The sequence below is a fragment of the Rhodococcus sp. ACS1 genome (assembly GCF_002300155.1).
Lineage (GTDB): Bacteria > Actinomycetota > Actinomycetes > Mycobacteriales > Mycobacteriaceae > Rhodococcus_F > Rhodococcus_F koreensis.
The window spans coordinates 823,881-841,124 of the sequence record NZ_NSDZ01000004.1; the positions used below are offsets into that span (position 1 = coordinate 823,881).

The following is a 17,244-nucleotide window of genomic DNA, read 5'->3' on the forward strand; positions in this document are numbered from 1 at the left end:
CACCAGGCATGCACTAATCACTAGGAGTACGAATGTTTGGGTCGAAGCAAGGTGACTCGCCCTTCGGAGAACTGCGGGCATTGGACAGCAACATCTCGAGAAGGTCGATGTTGAAGTATCTCGGTCTCGGCACGGCGGCGGTCGGCGCCACCTCGTTGCTGGCGGCCTGCGGGGGTGGACTGGGCGCGGGTGCCTCGGGCCAGGCCGCCAAGTTCACCATCGGGTCGTTTCCGGGTGACACCTTTCTCCTCGATGCGGTGAATCTCGCCAACAACGACTTCGCCAGGAACAACCTCAACGTTCCGAAGTTCATCACCCCGCAGAGCGGTGTGCAGGCGCTACAGCTCGTCTCCGCAGGTGCTGTCAACGGCTACAGCTCCGACACCTTGCTGCTGATGGGTGCCCACGCCAACAGCACACAGGGCAAGCGACCGGTCATCATCGGTCTGAAGAACGTGTCCACCACCTACGGGATCGTCGTCGGCCCGAACGGCAATTGGCCCGGCGAAGACGCTACCTTCGAAGAGAAGATGCAGTCGCTGAAAGGCAAGTCGATCGGGGTGAGCGCCATTGGCGCGGGCGGTGATCTGCAACTGGACCTCGCTCTGGAGCTGGCCGGTATGCAATCCTCCGACGTCACCCATCTGGCGGTCGGCCCGTCTGCCTCGGCGATCCCGAACATGAAAGCCGGGCGACTCGACGGCTACGTCTCGGTCCAATGGAGCTCGGGGCTGTTCATCGCCCGGGAGACAGGCGGATCGGTGCTGCTCGACTTCGGCAGGCCGTCGATGCCCGAGACGTTGCGCAACCAGGCCGTGGTCTGTATTTCCACCAGCGAAAGTTTTGCCGAGGAGCACGAGGACGTGCTGAAGAACTGGCTTCGAGCACAGTCAGAGGGCAGCGAATGGATGCTCTCCCACAAGGACGAAGCAGCGGAAATCCTGAACTCCGGCACCTTCGACGGCAACGCACCCGAAATCGCCAAGGCCTACATCGAGCACTACGCGCAGGATGTGGCGCCGAAATTGCAACCGATGTTCAAGGCGCCCAAGGATCAGGTCGACCACATGATCGACCTTGCCGTCCGCTTCGGAAACGCGAAGGAAGGCGCTATCAGCTACGAGCAGATAGTCCCCGCCTTCGCACGGGCGTGAGGTCTCACATGGAGTACACACAGACAGGTGCCGTCCCGACGCGTCCCCAATCCCCGCCCGGGCTGGATCTCGATCGAATCACCGACTGGCTGGCCGGGGAGCGACCGGGCCTGGTGGCAGGGGAACTGTCGGCCCGGCTGATCGAGGGTGGGAAATCGAATCTGACCTACGACCTCTCCGACGGTGAAAACCAGTGGATCGTGCGTCGTGCGCCACTGGGCGAGGTCATGGCGACGGCTCACGACATGCGCCGGGAGTACCGAATGGCCGGCGCACTTCGAACCACCGACGTCCCCGTGCCGGCGATGATCGCCTACTGCGACGACAAGGACGTTCTCGGCACTGACTTCTACCTCATGGAGCGGATCGAGGGCGTGCCCTATCGGTACGCGGACGAGCTCAGGCCACTCGGCGCGGCTCGAACCCGAGCCGTCTCCGTCGAGCTGGTACGCACACTCGCAAAGCTGCACCGGGTAGAACCGCGAGAGGTGGGCCTGAACGACTTCGGTCGCCCCGAAGGCTTCCTGGGACGGCAGGTGAAACGCTGGAAGACGCAGCTGGACGCGTCCTACACCCGCGATCTCCCCGGCGCCGACGAGCTCTACACGGCACTCGTCGCGGCCGTCCCCACGACGTCGGCCGCGGGCATCGTCCACGGTGATTTCCGCTTGGACAACGTGCTCGTCGGCGCCGACGACATGCCTGCCGCGGTCATCGACTGGGAGCTGGCGACGCTGGGTGACCCGCTTCTGGACCTGGCCTTGATGCTCACCTATCAGCGGCGAGCGAAGCTCGTGTCCGAACGGGATTCGACGGAACCGGCCAAGTACGACGCGACGCTGGCACCCGGATACCTCACCGAGCAACAGATCATCGAACACTATGAAGCCGAGAGCGGTCGCGAACTGGAGGGATTCGGCTTCCACCTCGGTCTGGCCTGCTTCAAGCTCGCCGCGATCTCCGAGGGCGTCCGGTATCGACACATCAATCGTCAAACCGTGGGTGCGGGTTTCGAGGACAGCGGCAGCACTGTGCCGTTGCTGCTCGAACTCGGGCTCGACTCACTGAAGGAGCACAAGTAGATGGAATTCTCGACAGACGCCCGGACCGACGGGTTGCGCAAGGAACTCGTCGATTTCATGTACGGGCACGTCTACCCGGCCGAGGCGGCGTACCTGGACGAGCTGGACGGCCTCGAGGACCGCTTCGCGTGGTCGGAGTCTCCCATCCTGCAGAAGCTGAGAGCGGAGGCACGCAGCCGTGGGCTGTGGAACCTCTTCCTCCCCGGGGCCGAGGGTGCCGGGCTGACGAACGTGCAGTACGCGCCGCTCGCCGAGATCACCGGCCGCAGCAAGCTCCTCGCTCCCGCCGCGCTGAACTGTTCGGCCCCGGACACCGGCAACATGGAACTGCTGTCGATGTTCGGCACCGAGCAGCAGAAGAAGGAGTGGCTCACCCCGTTGCTCGAGGCCGAGATCCGTTCGGCCTTCGCCATGACCGAGCCCGACGTCGCGTCCTCGGACGCCACCAACATCTCCACCAGTATCGTTCGCGACGGCGGCGACTACGTGATCAACGGCCGCAAGTGGTACATCAGCGGTGCGATGAATCCCAACGCCAAGATCCTGATCGTGATGGGCAAGACGGATCCGTCGGCCGACAGGCATCGCCAGCAGAGCATGATCCTGGTACCGCGGGACACCCCCGGCGTCCACATCACGCGCGCGATGAAGGTCCTGGGGTACGACGACCATCACAGCGGTGGACATGCCGAGATCGAGTTCACCGACGTGCGGGTTCCGGTTGCCAATCTCATCGGCAACGAGGGCGACGGCTTCGGGATCGCCCAGGCCAGGCTGGGACCCGGCCGGATCCATCACTGCATGCGCGCCATCGGTATTGCGGAGCGGGCGATCAAGCTCATGTGTGAGCGGGCCGACGAACGCGTGGCGTTTGGCAAGCCACTCAGCCAACAGGGCGTGATTCGCGACTGGATCGCCGAATCGCGGGTCCGCCTCGAGCAGTTGCGCCTGCTGGTCCTCAAGACGGCCTGGCTGATGGACACGGTGGGCAACAAGGGCGCACACACCGAGATCCAGGCAATCAAGATCGCCACTCCGTCGACCGTCGAATGGATCATCGACAAGGCAATCCAGGTCCACGGCGCCGGCGGACTCTCACAGGACTTCTTCCTCGCTCCGGCAGCCGCGTATGTTCGCACGCTGCGGTTCGCGGACGGACCCGACGAGGTGCACAAGAACGCGCTGGCGCGCAATGAACTTCGCCGCCAGGCCGCACGACGCAGTGCCTGACCCCTCGGTCGGCCTCTGCTGAGTTCGTTCGGCCCGCTCGCCCACGAAGCGAGTCGGTTTCGCCGTGACGTCCCACCCGTGTCCCCCTGACCTGTAACCCAGGTGAGGGGGACACTGTCGTGTGTAGGGCCCGTTCGGCAGGCGACTGTGGCTATCGCCTTGATAGTGAGTGAGACATTGATCTCACCAGCAGGACCCGCGCATGATCATGACGTGCCAAATCATCTTGCTCAGCATGGTGTCGACTCGTCCTCGCCCGCATCGCCGGTCACGCGGCGACCCGGAAACCAGACGCTCGAGGTCGCGCGGAAGGACGTCGTGGCAGACGGCGTCGTGAAACTGCGGCTCGAGGAGCCGTCCGGTGGGCGGCTCCCGCATTGGACGCCCGGCGCGCACATCGACCTGGTCATGCCGACCGCGGACGGTGGTTCCCAGGTGCGGCAATATTCGTTGTGCGGCGACCGGTGGGATGCCTCCGCCTACGAGGTCGCCGTGTTGCGGGAGCCGAACTCCCAGGGCGGGTCGCAGTTCATTCACGAGAATCTGGCCGTCGGGGACATGCTCAGTGTCGGCACCCCGCGGAACAATTTCGGTCTGGCTCAGGCGAGCCGATACGAATTCATCGCCGGCGGCATCGGGATCACCCCGATCATGACGATGATTGCCGCAGCCGAGAAGCTGGGAATCGACTGGCACCTGCTCTACGGCGGTCGGTCGCGTCGCTCCATGGCCTTTCTCGGAGAACTGGCTCGATACGGAGACCGCGTCACGGTGTGGCCGCAGGACGAATCGGGTCATCTGCCGCTCGATTTCCTCGACAAGCCGACGGAGGGGGCCAAGGTCTACTGCTGCGGACCCGAGCCCCTGCTGGCGGCGGTCGAATCCGCCACCACGAACTGGCCCGGGTGGGCCGTCCGGTTCGAGCGGTTCGTTGCGCCTTCCCAGCCGCCACCGGTCCGCACCGAACCCTTCACGATCGAACTGTCCCACTCCGGCAGGACCGTCACCGTCGGTACCGAACAGACGGTTCTCGAGGCCCTGGACGCCGCCGGCATCCCGGTGTTGTCTTCGTGCAACGAGGGAGTCTGCGGCACATGTGAAGTCGGTGTCGTGGGCGGTGTTCCCGATCATCGGGATTCACTCCTGAGTGATGCGGAGCGCGCCAAGGGAGACCGGATGTTCGTCTGTGTGTCACGTTCGATCACCGAACGACTCGTGCTGGATCTATAGGAGGTTGACAGTGTCGATTACGGATACCACCGGACGGCAGGGCTCGACAGCCCCGTCCCTCGACGACGACCCCTTCTCGTCGGAGACCCTCGAGAACCCGCTGCCGTTCCAGGAGCGACTGCGTGAATCCGGGCCTGTCGTCTTCCTGCCCCGGTACAACGTCCACGCCGTCGGGCGTTACGACGAAGTCCACAGCGCGCTCTCGAACTGGCAGGGCATGACCTCCGGTTCCGGAGTCGGCCTGAACGAGCCGTGGCGGGCCCGGGGACTACTTCAGACCGATCCGCCCGAGCACGACGCACCCCGCGAGGTGCTGCAGTCGATTCTGTCCGCACGAGCATTGCGTGCGATGAAGGACGCCTGCACACGGCAGGCCGAGACGCTGATCGACAACCTGCTCGGCGGCACGGCTGCCGGGGACGCGATCGAGATCGACGGATACAACGACATCGCGGCCGTGTTTCCGGTGAACTTCTTTCCCGACGCGTCCGGCATCGACGAGGAGCAGCGGGAGAATCTCGTTCCCTACGCAGATCACATCTTCAATGCCCTGGGGCCGCGAAACGAACGGGTACTGCAGGGGGAATGCCGGAGCGAGGCACTGGCGGAATGGGCCACTGCGAAGTGTGCCCGGGAGTCCCTGAAACCCGAAGGATTCGGCAGCGAGATCTGGGCGGCCGCCGACCGCGGCGACATCATGCACGAACTGGCGCCGCTCCTCACGCGTTCGCTGTTGTCGGCAGGTGTCGACACGACCGTCTACGGTCTCTCCGCGATGCTCTATGGATTCGCCACACATCCCGATCAGTGGGCGGCTCTTCGGCAGAACCCCAACCTCGCCCGAGTCGCCTTCGACGAGGCGCTGCGCTGGGAGTCGCCGGTCCAGATGTTGTTCCGCAAGACGTCGGCCGACGTCGAGATCTCCGGGACCGTCATACCGGCCGAGACGAGGGTGCTGCTGTGCTACGCCGCTGCGAATCGTGACCCGCGCCGGTGGGACAACCCTGATCGGTTCGACCTCTCGCGTGATCCCTCGGGGCACGTGGCCTTCGGGATGGGGATCCACCAGTGCGTCGGCCAGCACGCGGCGCGTCTGCAGGCCGAGTGCCTGCTCGAGGTTCTCGTGACCCGTGTGACGTGCATCGAACTTGCGGCACCCGTACGTCGCTATCACAACAACACGCTGCGAGGATGGAAGGCCATGCCGCTTCGGCTGAGTCTCGCCTAGTTGTTGTGAACGAGTTCGTGTTCGACTGCGCCCTAGAACGATTGAGTGCCGGTGCCGGTTCGACGTACCTGATTCACGGTGAGGCCGGCACCGGCAAGACACACCTCCTGCGGAGCACGCTCGACGCGGCCCGCAGGCGTGGATGGACGTGCTTGTACGCCGCGGCGCACGAGTACGACCGCGACATCCCGTACGCGACGGTGCGCACTCTCGTGGGAGTCCTCGGCCACAGCACGGTGTCGAGCGATCCGAGTGGTGTGACGGCGCTGTTGCAGTCGATGACGGATTCGTCGCCCGTGGTCGTGGTCGTGGACGACGCGCACCTGGCGGACGAAGACAGTCTCGTCGCCGTGACCCTCGCCGCTCGGCATCTGGCGGGCCGCCCGCTCCTCGTGATCTTCGCCTCGCGGACTCGGCCGTGGATGACCGGCGAACGTCTCTTCGCGACGATCGGCCCCCTCGTGAGCGAACAGGCGCGGACGGTTCTCGAGGTTCGGCCAGTCGAGGGGCAGGCCCTCGGCGGACTGGTCGAGTCGGTCCTCGGCGCCGTGCCCGACAAGCGACTGACCGGGTATCTGACCGGGCGGACGCGGGGGAACGCGCTGCTGGTCCGAGAAACGGTGAACGCGTTGCACACTGCGGGCGCACTCCGCATCGAACAGGGAATAGGCTACCTGGTCGATGATTCCCCGCCCCAGTTCCCGCGCCCTGCGGCGTTGCTCCACCGGCTGTTTCCCCGGGACCACGCCGTCCGCGCACTGGGTCGTCTGGTCGCGGTGTTCGGACGGGTGGATCTGGACTACCTTCCGCTCCTCGCCGAACTGGCCGAGAGGTCGCTGGGCGAGGTCCGGGCCGCCTTCGACTCACTGGTCGCGAGCGGTGCGCTGTTGGCAACGGGGTCCGGGCGGTACGAATTCGGCCACCCACTGATCGGTGAGCTGCTCTATGGCGAGATCGGTCCGGCCGAGCGCCGCCGCGTCCATGCTGCGATTGCTGCGCGGATCGAGGGCACCGACAGCGAGCTGGGCATGCCGGCCCTCGAGCGCGCCCGGCACGCCACCGAGGGCGCGGCGCGCGGCGACATGGTCGCGGTCACGGTGGCGTTGCGTGCCGCCGATCGAGCGCTGCGCACGTCGCCGCGCGCGGCTGCCCGATGGTACGGCCGGGCGCTCGATCTGCTGCCACGCGCGGACGCCGCCGCCGGCGAGATACTCCGCAGGCAGTCCGCGGCGTACTGGAAGGGTGCGCGGCCGGCCCTGGCCATCGAAGCCGGCAGAAAAGCGCTCGGACTTCTCGAGGCGGGCCGTTCCCGCGACCGCACCGTGGCGACGATCGTGCACTGCCACAGCGCGATGGGCGATCCGCAGAGTGCTGCAGACCTACTGGTCGCCGAGGCGGGGCAGGCGAGAGACCCGACGCCCTACCTCGCGCAACGCGCGGCGATGGCGGCGCGCCTCGGTGACACGGATCAGGCGCGCGTCCTGGCCGCGACAGCGTGGTCACAGGTGCGTGAGTCGACGCCGGCGGACCAGGTGATCGCCTACACGTACCTCGGTCAGGTCGAAGCCTCCGTCGGGACGTTCCCGAACGCACTCGAGGCTGTCGACCAGCTCGCGATGCTCGGGACCGACGAGCGGGAACTCCCGGTGGGCACGCGCACCGGTGCGTTGGAGTCGGCAGCGCACCACGCCGCAACGGCAGGCGCGACCGGTCGCGCGAACGCGCTGCTGACGAAGGCGGGTGAAGCCGCCGGACTCGCCGGATTCGGAAACCTGGGCGGGCAAGCCGTACTCGCTCGCGCCCTCGCCGAGTTCACGGCCGGCGAATGGACCGCGGCGTCCGAGACGATTGCCCGGGAGGCAGTCCACCTCGAATATTCAGGTATGCGCCGCACTCTGGCTCGCCTGCGTGGCGTGGAGGTGCAGATCCTCACGGGCCGAGGTGATTTCCGGCGTGCGGCGTCCGTCCTGGCAGCGACGAAGCCGCCGGCCCCCTGCCGGATCGACTTCGCGATCTGGCAGGCAGTGCAGGCGTCGGTCGAGGTGTCGAGATCCCGGTTCGAGGACGCCATGCCGGTCCTGGAGCGACTGCGGTCGGAAGCGGGAATCCGCGGCTGGAACGAGGTCGGGACCATCACCCACACGAGTCTGGTCGAGGGCTACCTGGCGTCGGGAGAGGTCGAGGCCGCTCGGCACGTCGCGGACGAGTTCTGCCGCCTTGCGGAGGACATCGGTTCGCCCAAGGCCCGGATGGCATCCGGCATCGGCCATGCCCGCAGCTTCGGTGACGTGGACCGCGCACGTGAAGTGTTTCTCGAGGCCGAGGAGCAGGGTATGCACTTCATCGCGGCGCAGGCCCACCATGCGCTGGGCGTCGTCGGCCGGGACGTCGCCGATCACCTCGAGGCCGCCTGGGCATTGTTCAAGGAGATGGACGCGACGCTGTGGCTGAAGCGGGTCGAGGCCGCCGGCAGGTCGCGCGGTCTCGTCCTCGACCGACGTGCCGACAAGTCGGGGGCACCCGGACCTCTCACCGATGTGGAGCGTCAACTCGTCACGCTGGTCCGAGACGGCCTCAGCAACCGGGAGATCGCCGAGGTTCTCCACTACAGCAGCAAGACCGTCGAGGCCTACCTCACCCGCCTCTACAAGAAAACCGGCTACAACTCGCGGGTCGAGCTGATCGTGGCCCATGAACGGGCGGACAGTCTCACCGGTAGGTGACCCAAGGGTCCGGGAGATGACCGTGCTCGTTGAACGCCACGAGGGACGTTCCCGACGAGCCGATCACGATCTTGGTGACGCCGGAATTGACCGCGACTCTGTTCAGGGCGAGCCATTGCGGGAAGCCGCCCCCCAGCAGCCGGGCAGTCACCCAGGCGATCGCGCCGGCGCTGGAGAAGACGACACCGGTCTGTCCGCGTTCGAGCCCTTCGGCAACGCGGTCGAGGGACGCGTCGACCCGGGCCGTGAACGCACCGAACGTCTCGGCGTAGTCGGCGTCGTGGTCACCGGACGACCACCGTGTGGACGCCCGCTCGAGCAGCCGCTGGAAGGCGCGCGAATCCGTCTTCGCCCGCGGATCGTGCTCACCGCTCGCAGCCAGTAGGTCGCTCGCGTCGAACTCGTCCCAACCCGGATCGATGTCGGGGTCCGTCGTGTGCCAGGCGGCGGCCGTGCTTGCCTCCTGAGCCGTCTCTCGTTGGCGTTTCATGTTTCCGGTGACTGTGCGGGCGGGAGCGATGCCGCGACGATTCAGTTCGGTGCCGAGGGCGCGACTCTGTTCTCGGCCGCGTGGCGACAGGCGGTCGTAGTCGTCGGTGCCGAAGGATGCTTGTCCGTGACGGACCAGAAGGACAACACTCATGCGGCGCACGGTAGTTCACCCGACCACCGGCGGCATACCCTTCTCGGCCGGTCGCCGCACACTGTCGGGAGATCCCTATCGGCCCTCCGCCGCGGTGCCGGTACCTCTAGATTCAGAGCATGGACATGCGGCAGATGGAGTACTTCCTCGCTGTAGTCGACTGCGGCGGGGTCACCCGCGCCGCAGCGCAGTTGCGCGTGGCGCAGCCTTCGCTGTCGCAGGCGGTGCGCAAGCTCGAGAAGGACCTGGGCGTCGAGTTGTTCCATCGCGTCGGCCGTGGCCTCGTGCTATCGCCTGCCGGTGAGGCGCTCGTCGGCCCGGCACGCAGCATCCTGCGGGAGGTGGAATCGGCCGAGAACGCCGTGCGCGACGTCGGGGCGATGCGCGGCGGCCGGATCGACATCGCCTCGCTCTCGGACCTGTCCTCGGATCCGCTGTCGGTGTGGGTCGCCAAGTTCCGCCGGCAGTACCCCGACGTGCGGTTCCACATCGAGGAACGGGACGAGACCGCCGATATCGTGTCGCTGGTCCGGTCGGGGGCGTGCGAGCTGGGCATTCTCGCGCTGCCCCTCCCGACCGAGGACCTCGTCGGAGAGGAGCTCATCGATCAGCAGCTCGTCCTGGTGTGTCCGCCCGGCACCGACGCCCGGTGGCCGGACCCGGTGCCGATCGAGGCGTTGACCCGTGTTCCGTTCGTCATGGGCGAAAAAGGCACGGCGACGCGGGATTTCATCGACCGCTCGCTACGGCGGCGCGGCGTCGAACCCGACGTCGCGGTGGAGGTGCGTCAGCGTGGTGCCGTGCTCCCGATCGTTCTCGCGGGCGGCGGGGTGTCGATCGTGGCCCTGCGCAGCGGACTCGACGCGATGCTGCGCGGCGGGGTGGTGCGTGAACTCTCGCCGCGGCTCACCCGCCGCATGGGCGTGGTCCGCCGTCCCGGCCGGATGACCCACGCGTCCACGGAGTTCCTGGCCTGCGCCCGTGCGTCGTTCGAGGAGTTCGCCACGTCCATCGCCGCGCTCATGTCCTCCGGTGTTTCCCTCGTGGAGGCCGCGAAGCTGACGCGGGCCGAGTTCGACCGCCGGATTCGCGACGACAACGCGCGTGCCACGAACTCATAGGCAATTGCAGTATTTCTCCTACCTTTCTGGTCTTTGACCCGATCGATACTCGGGACTTCAATGGTGTGTACCTGATCACACCGTTGCGACGGGATCCGGATCGATCGAAGGTCGCATTCGAGATCCGTCCGGACTGGTTCACGCCACGCAGACACGTCGCGACGGTTCGTTTCCGAAGAGGCCCTATGACTCAAGTATCGACGCCGACCACCGCACCGTCCCGGCGTACCAGATCGGTGCTGACCCGGCGCGCCTGGATGATTACCGGACTGCTCGTCGTGTTCATGCTCATCAATTTCGCGGACAAGTCCGTCATCGCGTTCGCCGGCGTCCAGATCCAGAAGGATCTGGGCCTGACGCCGCAACAGTTCGGCATGATCCAGAGCAGCTTCTTCTGGCTGTTCGCCGCCGGCGCCCTGTTCTTCGGCTGGCTGTCGTCCAGGGTGAGTATCCGATGGCTGCTGGCCGGACTGATGCTGCTCTGGGTAGCCACCATGGTGCCCCTGACCGGCACCGTGACCTTCGGCGTCCTGGTGGCCTGCCGGCTCGTCCTCGGGTTCGCCGAGGGCCCGGCCTTCGCCCTCGCCAACCACGCCGTTCACTCCTGGTTCCCGCCGGAGAAGCGTGCCCTGCCGAGCAGCTTCGTCACCGCCGGATCCTCGCTCGGCGTCCTCATCGCTGCACCCGTGCTGACCTGGATCATCGTCCGCTGGGACTGGCACGCCGCGTTCTACCTCCTGATCACGGTCGGTCTGGTCTGGGTGGTCGCCTGGATCCTCCTCGGACGCGGCGCACCCGGCGAGGCCGCCGAGCCGGCCCAGGCAACCGCAACCGTCGTCGACACCGTCGACGCCCCGTACCGGACGATCCTGCGCACCGGGACCGTGATCGGGATCGCGCTGTTGATGTTCTGCTCGTACTGGTCCACCACGCTCAAGGTGTCCTGGCTCCCCGTCTACCTGGAAGACGGTCTCGGCTACGACACCCTGACCACCGGTCGGCTGGTCATGCTTCCCTACGGACTCGCGGCGGTCGGTGCGATCGCTGCCGGATGGTTCTCGAATCGCCTCGTCTCCCGCGGCGTCTCCCGGAAGGTTGCGCGCGGCTACCTGTCGGCCGGCCTGATCGCCGGCGCCGGCATCACCATGGTCGGGTTCACCATCGTGTCGGCCGGACTGCTGCAGATCCTGCTCGTGTCTCTGGCCTTCTCGCTCAACACCGCGGCGTACGGCGTGGCGTTGACGGCAATCGCCGACGTCGTGCAGTCCCGTAAACGCGGCATGGTCCTCGGTGGCCTCGGCGCTGTGTCGAGTATCTCCGGCATGGTCGCACCACTCGTACTCGGTTTCTCGGTCGGCCGGGCGGCCGACAAGATCTCCGGCTACGGCACCGGCTTCCTGATCAGCGGGATCCTGATGATCGTCGGTAGTGCGATCGCGGTGTTCCTGGTCAACCCCGAACGTGACATCACCCTCATCCGCCGGCGTGCCGAGGAGACCGCATGATCGACAAGCCCCTCGACGGCGTCCGCGTCATCGACTTCGGTCAATTCATCGCTGCCCCCGCCGCCACCCAGGTCCTGGTGGACCTCGGCGCCGACGTGATCAAGGTCGAACCGGTGCACGGCGAGTCCGCACGTGAAATCGGCGCGCACGGTAAAGCCATGGTGGAGAACTACAACCGCGGCAAGCGGGCAATCGCGCTCGACCTCAAGGACCCGCGCGGTCAGGAGATCGCCCGCCGTCTGATCGCCGGCGCCGACATCGTGGTGCAGAATCTGCGCCCCGGGGTGATGGACAAGCTCGGTCTGGGCGCGGAGGAGATGCGCGCCGCGCATCCGCACCTCGTGTACGCGACGGTGAGCGGGTTCGGCTTGCACGGACCGTCCAGGAATCGTGCCGGCCTCGACATCGCCGCGCAGGCGGAGAGCGGCCTGATGTGGGTGACCGGCGAGCACGACGGCGAGCCGCAGAAGGTCGGTGCCCAGATCGTCGACGCCGCCACCGGTTACGTCTGTGCCCAGGCAATCCTCGGCGCGTACATCAGGCGCCTGCGCACCGGCGAGGGCGACACCGTCGAGGTGTCGCTGCTCGAGGTCGCCATTCATCTGCAGGCCCCGAACTGGGGCGCCTACCTCGCCACCGGCAACGAACCACGGCGCATGGGCAACGGTCAGCCGACGGTCGCCCCGGCCGCCGACATCATGCCCACCAGCGACGGCAGTGTCGTGGTCTCCGCCTACTCCGAGGTCCACTTCCGGCGACTGTGCCGACTGCTGGGCCGGGCGGAACTCGCCGACGACGCCCGGTTCGCCGACAACGAGAGCCGGGTCCGCAACCGCCCCGCCCTGCTCACCGAGTTGCGCGCCGCGTTCGCGACCATGACGAGCGACGAGGCGATGGACGTGCTCGCCGCCAACGGTGTCGTCGCCGGGCGGATCAACACCTATCCCGAGGCGATGCGCAGTCCCGACGTCCAGGCCTCCGGGCTCTTCATCGAGGTCAGCCGCCCCGACGGCGTGCCTGCGACCGCACTCGGCACGCCGTGGCACCTCGAGAGTGTCCCGAAGCTCCCGACGGCAGGTGCGCCCGACCTGGGGCAGCACACCGCCGAAGTGATCGCCGAACTCGGTTACCCGACCGACGCGCTCGATGCGCTGGCAGCCGACGGCGTCGTCGCGCTCGGCCGCTGAAATCCGTCGACGGCACTCACCGTCGACCCATTTTCGAAGGAATCACCATGCAACGCACCATCTTCACCGACGACCACCATGCCTTCCGTGACGTGGTCCGCCAGTTCATCGCCAAGGAGATCGTCCCGAACCTGCCCGACTGGGAGGCGGCCGGCTGCATCCCCCGCGACTTCTACACCAAGACCGCGGCACTCGGCATCAACGGACTGCAGGTGCCCGAGCAGTACGGCGGCGGCGGCATCGACAGCTTCCTGTTCAACACCGTCGTGTATGAGGAAATCGGTTACGCGGCAGCCTCTCTCGGGGGCTTTCAGGTGCACTTGAACACCGTGCTCCCGTACTTTCTCGAATACGCCGATGAGGAACAACGCGACCGCTGGTTCCCCGGCTTCGCCGACGGTGCGCTCGTCAGCGCGATCGCGATGACCGAACCCGGCATCGGCTCCGACCTCGCCGGTGTCACCACCACCGCCGTCCGCGACGGTGACGACTACGTCCTCAACGGGAACAAGACGTTCATCACCGGCGGCATCAACGCCGACCTCGTGATCGTGGTCGCGAGGACCTCGAAGGATCCCGAGAATCGCCGCAGCGGTCTGTCGCTGCTGGTGGTCGAATCCGGCATGCCCGGGTTCACTCGCGGTCGCAACCTGCACAAGATCGGGATGAAGTCGAGCGACACCGCCGAACTCACCTTCGACAACGTCCGGGTGCCCGCGGCCAACCTGCTCGGCGAGGAGGGCGCCGCCTTCAAGATGCTGGCCCACAACCTGCCGCAGGAGCGGCTGTCGATCGCGATCACCGCGCAGGCCACGGCCACCGCCGCGGTGGACCTGGCGATCGCGTACGCCAAGGAGCGGATGGTGTTCGGTAAGCCGCTCGCCGGCTTCCAGAACACGAAGTTCGTACTCGCCGAGTGCGCGACCGAGTTGCAGGCCGGGCAGGCCCTGGTCGACCAGGCGCTGATCGCCCTGGACGCCGACACCCTCACTCCCGCCGACGCGGCCAAGGTGAAGCTGTTCTGCACCGAGGTGCAGGCCCGGGTCATCGACAAGTGCCTGCAGGTGCACGGTGGCTACGGCTACATGACCGAGTACCCGATCGCGCGACTGTACGCCGATGCCCGCGTCACCCGGATCTTCGGCGGCACCAGCGAAGTCATGAAGAGTGTCATCTCGAAGTCGATGGGGCTCTAGGCATCTCGCACTCCACACCATTCCGGGCACCACTGGGGCCCGGCCACATCGAAGGTTCATCCATGCAGATCAAGGACATCAACGCCGTCGTCACGGGCGGAGCATCCGGACTCGGACTCGCCACCGCCACCCGGCTGGTCGAGTCCGGCGCCACCGTCACCCTGCTCGATCTCCCCGGTTCGCCGGGGGCAGAGCAGGCCGCGGCGCTCGGGCCCGCCGCACGGTTCGTACCGACCGACGTGACCGACGGCGACGCGGTGGCCGCGGCCTTCGCCGCCGCGGCCGAGCGCGGCCCGGTGCGGGCCGTCGTGCACTGCGCAGGCCGCGGACGGCCGATGCGCGTGCTCACCAAGGACCGCAAGGCCGCCGACCTCGAGCCTTTCGAGTCGGTGATCCGGCTCAACGTGATCGGGACGTTCAACGTGCTGCGGTTCGCGGCCGAGGCGATGGCCGCGAACGAATTGCGGGGCGGCGACCGCGGCGTATGTGTCCTGACCGCGTCCGTCGCCGCGTACGAGGGCCAGATCGGGCAGATCAACTATGCGACGTCCAAGGCGGGAATCGTGGGGATGACACTGCCCGCCGCCCGCGACCTCGCCGGCGTCGGGATCCGGGTGTGCACCATCGCGCCCGGCGTGTTCGCGACACCCCTCCTGCTCAATGCGCGCGACGACATCCGGGACGCGCTGGCGGCCTCGGTTCCGCATCCGCAGCGGCTCGGCGAGCCGTCCGAGTTCGCCGCGCTGGCCGAGCACATCATCGAGAACGGGATGCTCAACGGGGAGACGATCCGCCTCGACGGTGCGATCCGGATGGCACCGAGGTGACCGCAGAGGCGCCCGCACCGGTCGTGCTGACGGAACGGGTGGGGCCGGTGCTGGTCATCACGCTGAACCGACCGCAGGCCCGCAACGCGGTGGACCGTGCGGTCGCGGAGGCCGTCGCCGAGGCGGTTCAACTGCTGGACTCCGATCCGCAGCTGCGAGTGGGTGTGCTCACCGGAGCCGGCGGATACTTCTGCGCAGGAATGGATCTCAAGGCCTTCCTGCGGGGTGAGAGCCCACGCGTCGAGGGTCGCGGATTCGCCGGGCTGGTGGAGGCGCCGCCCGCCAAGCCCCTGATCGCCGCCGTCGACGGTCCCGCGCTCGCGGGCGGTTTCGAGATCGTCCTGGCGGCGGACCTCGTCGTCGCCGCGCCGACCGCGACGTTCGGCCTGCCCGAGGTCCGCCGCGGCCTGGCCGCCGCCGCGGGCGGGTTGACCCGGCTGCCCGCACGGCTGCCGCGAGCGGTGGCGCTGGAGATGGTGCTCACCGGCAAGACCGTGACCGCCGCGCAACTGCACCCGCTGGGGCTGGTCAACCGGCTGGCCCCCGAGGGCGAGGTGTTGGCGGCGGCGCTCGAACTCGCCGACGAGATCGCCGGCAACGGGCCGCTCGCAGTCCGGGCCAGCAAGCGGGTCATCGACGAGTCTCCCGGCTGGCCGCACGCGGAGATGTTCGAGCGGACCCGGCAGATCGTGATGCCGGTCTTCGACTCCGACGACGCCCGCGAGGGCGCCGCCGCCTTCACCGAACGCCGCGCCCCGGTCTGGACCGCGACGTGATCACCGAGAACGAGAGAACAGGAACACACCATGCGTGATGCAGTCATCGTCGAGGCCGTACGGAGCCCCATCGGCCGCCGCAAGGGCGGCCTCGCTGAGGTCCACCCCGTCGACCTGTCCGCGACCGTCCTGACCGCGCTGCTCGACCGGGCCGGGGTCGACGCCGCGTCGGTCGACGACGTCGTGTGGGGATGCGTCGGACAGGTCGGTGAGCAGGCCGGCAACATTGCACGCAACGCGGTGCTGGCCGCCGGATGGCCCGAGTCGGTTCCCGGCACCACGATCGAGCGGCAGTGCGGATCGAGCCAGCAGGCACTGCATTTCGCCGCGGCGGGAGTGATCGCGGGCCAGTACGACATCGTCGTCGCGGGCGGCGTCGAGTCGATGACCCGCATCCCGATGGGATCGGCGCGGCGCGTCGGCCTCGGTGACCCGAACAGCGAGGCGATTCGGCGACGCTACGACGGCATCGAGTTCAACCAGGGCCGCGGCGCCGAGATCCTCGCCGACCGGTACGAACTGAGCCGCGGCTGGCTCGACGAGTACAGCCTGCGCTCACATCAGCGCGCCGCCGCGGCGGTCGACGAAGGCCGATTCGCCGGCGAGATCGTGCCGGTGACCCTGCCGGACGGAACGAAACTCGACGCCGACGAGGGGATCCGCCGAACCACGACCCTCGAGAAGCTCGCCCAGTTGGAGCCGGCTTTCGGCGAGGACGGCCGCATCACCGCGGGCAACGCCTCACAGATCTCCGACGGCGCCGCAGCACTGCTGGTGATGTCCGGCGACCGGGCCCGCGACCTCGGACTGACCCCGCTGGCTCGGGTACACACCGCAACCGTCGTCGGCGACGACCCGGTCGCGATGCTGGCCGGACCCATCCCCGCCACCGCGCGGGTGCTCGCCCGCGCAGGCCTGACCCTCGACGACATCGGAGCCTTCGAGGTCAACGAGGCCTTCGCCAGCGTCGTCGGCGCCTGGCTGCGGGCGACCGGGGCACCGGACGAACGGGTCAACGCGCTCGGCGGAGCGATCGCTCTCGGGCATCCGCTCGGCGGATCCGGGGCCCGGCTCGCCACCACCCTCGTGCATCACCTGCGCGCCGAGGGCGTCCGCTACGGACTGCAGACGATGTGCGAAGGCGGCGGCATGGCCAATGCCACCATCTTCGAAAACCTCGCCGTCACGGTCTGACCGTGGCTAGCGGGTTGGAGAGGGTGGACGCAGCCATCCTCGAGTTCGCGTGCCGGTGGCTGCCCTACGGTGGTCCACCTCCCGACGAGATCTGGATCGGGTTCGGTATGACGACACCCGGATTCGACCGGAGACTGTCGACGATTCT

At 67.6% G+C, this 17,244-nt stretch carries 14 protein-coding genes; 13 read left to right on the forward strand and 1 reads right to left on the reverse strand.

What is annotated here, in order from left to right; all coding sequences use genetic code 11:
• Positions 1-107 precede the first annotated feature (107 nt).
• From CJ179_RS16100 to CJ179_RS16125, 6 genes are all read left to right on the forward strand, one after another.
• Positions 108-1,154: an ABC transporter substrate-binding protein gene (locus tag CJ179_RS16100; RefSeq protein WP_179377601.1), complete on the forward strand. Its 1,047-nt coding sequence runs from the start codon at positions 108-110 to the stop codon at positions 1,152-1,154.
• An 8-nt stretch (positions 1,155-1,162) separates the two neighbouring features.
• Positions 1,163-2,236 (forward strand): phosphotransferase family protein, encoded by a 1,074-nt coding sequence (locus tag CJ179_RS16105; RefSeq protein ID WP_095862225.1) that lies wholly within the window; start codon positions 1,163-1,165, stop codon positions 2,234-2,236.
• On the forward strand, positions 2,237-3,466 hold the full coding sequence (locus CJ179_RS16110) for an acyl-CoA dehydrogenase family protein (protein WP_095862226.1): 1,230 nt from the start codon (positions 2,237-2,239) through the stop codon (positions 3,464-3,466).
• 213 nt (positions 3,467-3,679) lie between these two features.
• A complete protein-coding gene (locus CJ179_RS16115; RefSeq protein WP_095862227.1) occupies positions 3,680-4,696 on the forward strand; it encodes a PDR/VanB family oxidoreductase in 1,017 nt (338 codons plus the stop codon).
• Between the two features lie 10 nt (positions 4,697-4,706).
• Complete coding sequence (locus CJ179_RS16120; protein ID WP_257015569.1) at positions 4,707-5,924, forward strand: cytochrome P450; 1,218 nt, start codon at positions 4,707-4,709, stop codon at positions 5,922-5,924.
• Positions 5,925-5,929: 5 nt separating this feature from the next.
• Positions 5,930-8,647, forward strand: coding sequence for a LuxR family transcriptional regulator (locus CJ179_RS16125; RefSeq protein WP_179377602.1), 2,718 nt, complete (start codon positions 5,930-5,932; stop codon positions 8,645-8,647).
• On the opposite strand, the gene CJ179_RS16130 is transcribed toward CJ179_RS16125, so the two are convergent.
• A complete protein-coding gene (locus CJ179_RS16130; RefSeq protein ID WP_095862708.1) occupies positions 8,634-9,290 on the reverse strand; it encodes a histidine phosphatase family protein in 657 nt (218 codons plus the stop codon). The genes CJ179_RS16125 and CJ179_RS16130 overlap by 14 nt on opposite strands.
• Before the next feature lie 119 nt (positions 9,291-9,409).
• On the opposite strand from CJ179_RS16130, the gene CJ179_RS16135 reads away from it, so the two are divergent.
• The 7 genes from CJ179_RS16135 to CJ179_RS16165 all read left to right on the forward strand — a co-directional run bounded on the left by CJ179_RS16135 (position 9,410) and on the right by CJ179_RS16165 (position 17,096).
• Positions 9,410-10,411, forward strand: coding sequence for a LysR family transcriptional regulator (locus tag CJ179_RS16135; protein ID WP_095862230.1), 1,002 nt, complete (start codon positions 9,410-9,412; stop codon positions 10,409-10,411).
• Between the two features lie 185 nt (positions 10,412-10,596).
• The gene (locus tag CJ179_RS16140) at positions 10,597-11,916 is read left to right on the forward strand and encodes an MFS transporter (RefSeq protein ID WP_095862710.1); all 1,320 of its coding nucleotides are present in this window, start codon (positions 10,597-10,599) and stop codon (positions 11,914-11,916) included.
• Entirely contained in the window at positions 11,913-13,103 is a 1,191-nt protein-coding gene (locus CJ179_RS16145) for a CaiB/BaiF CoA-transferase family protein (protein WP_179377603.1), read from the forward strand. The genes CJ179_RS16140 and CJ179_RS16145 overlap by 4 nt, the downstream gene beginning before the upstream one ends.
• 47 nt (positions 13,104-13,150) lie before the next feature.
• Positions 13,151-14,299, forward strand: a complete 1,149-nt coding sequence (locus CJ179_RS16150) for an acyl-CoA dehydrogenase family protein (protein WP_095862231.1) — start codon at positions 13,151-13,153, stop codon at positions 14,297-14,299.
• Between the two features lie 62 nt (positions 14,300-14,361).
• Complete coding sequence (locus CJ179_RS16155) at positions 14,362-15,126, forward strand: SDR family NAD(P)-dependent oxidoreductase (RefSeq protein WP_095862232.1); 765 nt, start codon at positions 14,362-14,364, stop codon at positions 15,124-15,126.
• Positions 15,123-15,902: a crotonase/enoyl-CoA hydratase family protein gene (locus CJ179_RS16160; RefSeq protein WP_095862233.1), complete on the forward strand. Its 780-nt coding sequence runs from the start codon at positions 15,123-15,125 to the stop codon at positions 15,900-15,902. Before CJ179_RS16155 ends, CJ179_RS16160 begins: the two co-directional genes overlap by 4 nt.
• A gap of 30 nt (positions 15,903-15,932) precedes the next feature.
• Complete coding sequence (locus tag CJ179_RS16165) at positions 15,933-17,096, forward strand: thiolase family protein (protein ID WP_095862234.1); 1,164 nt, start codon at positions 15,933-15,935, stop codon at positions 17,094-17,096.
• Positions 17,097-17,244 lie beyond the last annotated feature (148 nt).

What these genes read in the sequence shown, in the direction of transcription:
- CJ179_RS16100 (WP_179377601.1), top strand. Translation starts at nt 108, where the DNA reads ATGTTGAAGTATCTCGGTCTCGGCACGGCGGCGGTCGGCGCCACCTCG.
- CJ179_RS16105 (WP_095862225.1), top strand. Translation starts at nt 1,163, where the DNA reads ATGGAGTACACACAGACAGGTGCCGTCCCGACGCGTCCCCAATCCCCG.
- CJ179_RS16110 (WP_095862226.1), top strand. Translation starts at nt 2,237, where the DNA reads ATGGAATTCTCGACAGACGCCCGGACCGACGGGTTGCGCAAGGAACTC.
- CJ179_RS16130 (WP_095862708.1), bottom strand. Translation starts at nt 9,290, where the DNA reads ATGAGTGTTGTCCTTCTGGTCCGTCACGGACAAGCATCCTTCGGCACC.
- CJ179_RS16135 (WP_095862230.1), top strand. Translation starts at nt 9,410, where the DNA reads ATGGACATGCGGCAGATGGAGTACTTCCTCGCTGTAGTCGACTGCGGC.
- CJ179_RS16140 (WP_095862710.1), top strand. Translation starts at nt 10,597, where the DNA reads ATGACTCAAGTATCGACGCCGACCACCGCACCGTCCCGGCGTACCAGA.
- CJ179_RS16145 (WP_179377603.1), top strand. Translation starts at nt 11,913, where the DNA reads ATGATCGACAAGCCCCTCGACGGCGTCCGCGTCATCGACTTCGGTCAA.
- CJ179_RS16150 (WP_095862231.1), top strand. Translation starts at nt 13,151, where the DNA reads ATGCAACGCACCATCTTCACCGACGACCACCATGCCTTCCGTGACGTG.
- CJ179_RS16155 (WP_095862232.1), top strand. Translation starts at nt 14,362, where the DNA reads ATGCAGATCAAGGACATCAACGCCGTCGTCACGGGCGGAGCATCCGGA.
- CJ179_RS16165 (WP_095862234.1), top strand. Translation starts at nt 15,933, where the DNA reads ATGCGTGATGCAGTCATCGTCGAGGCCGTACGGAGCCCCATCGGCCGC.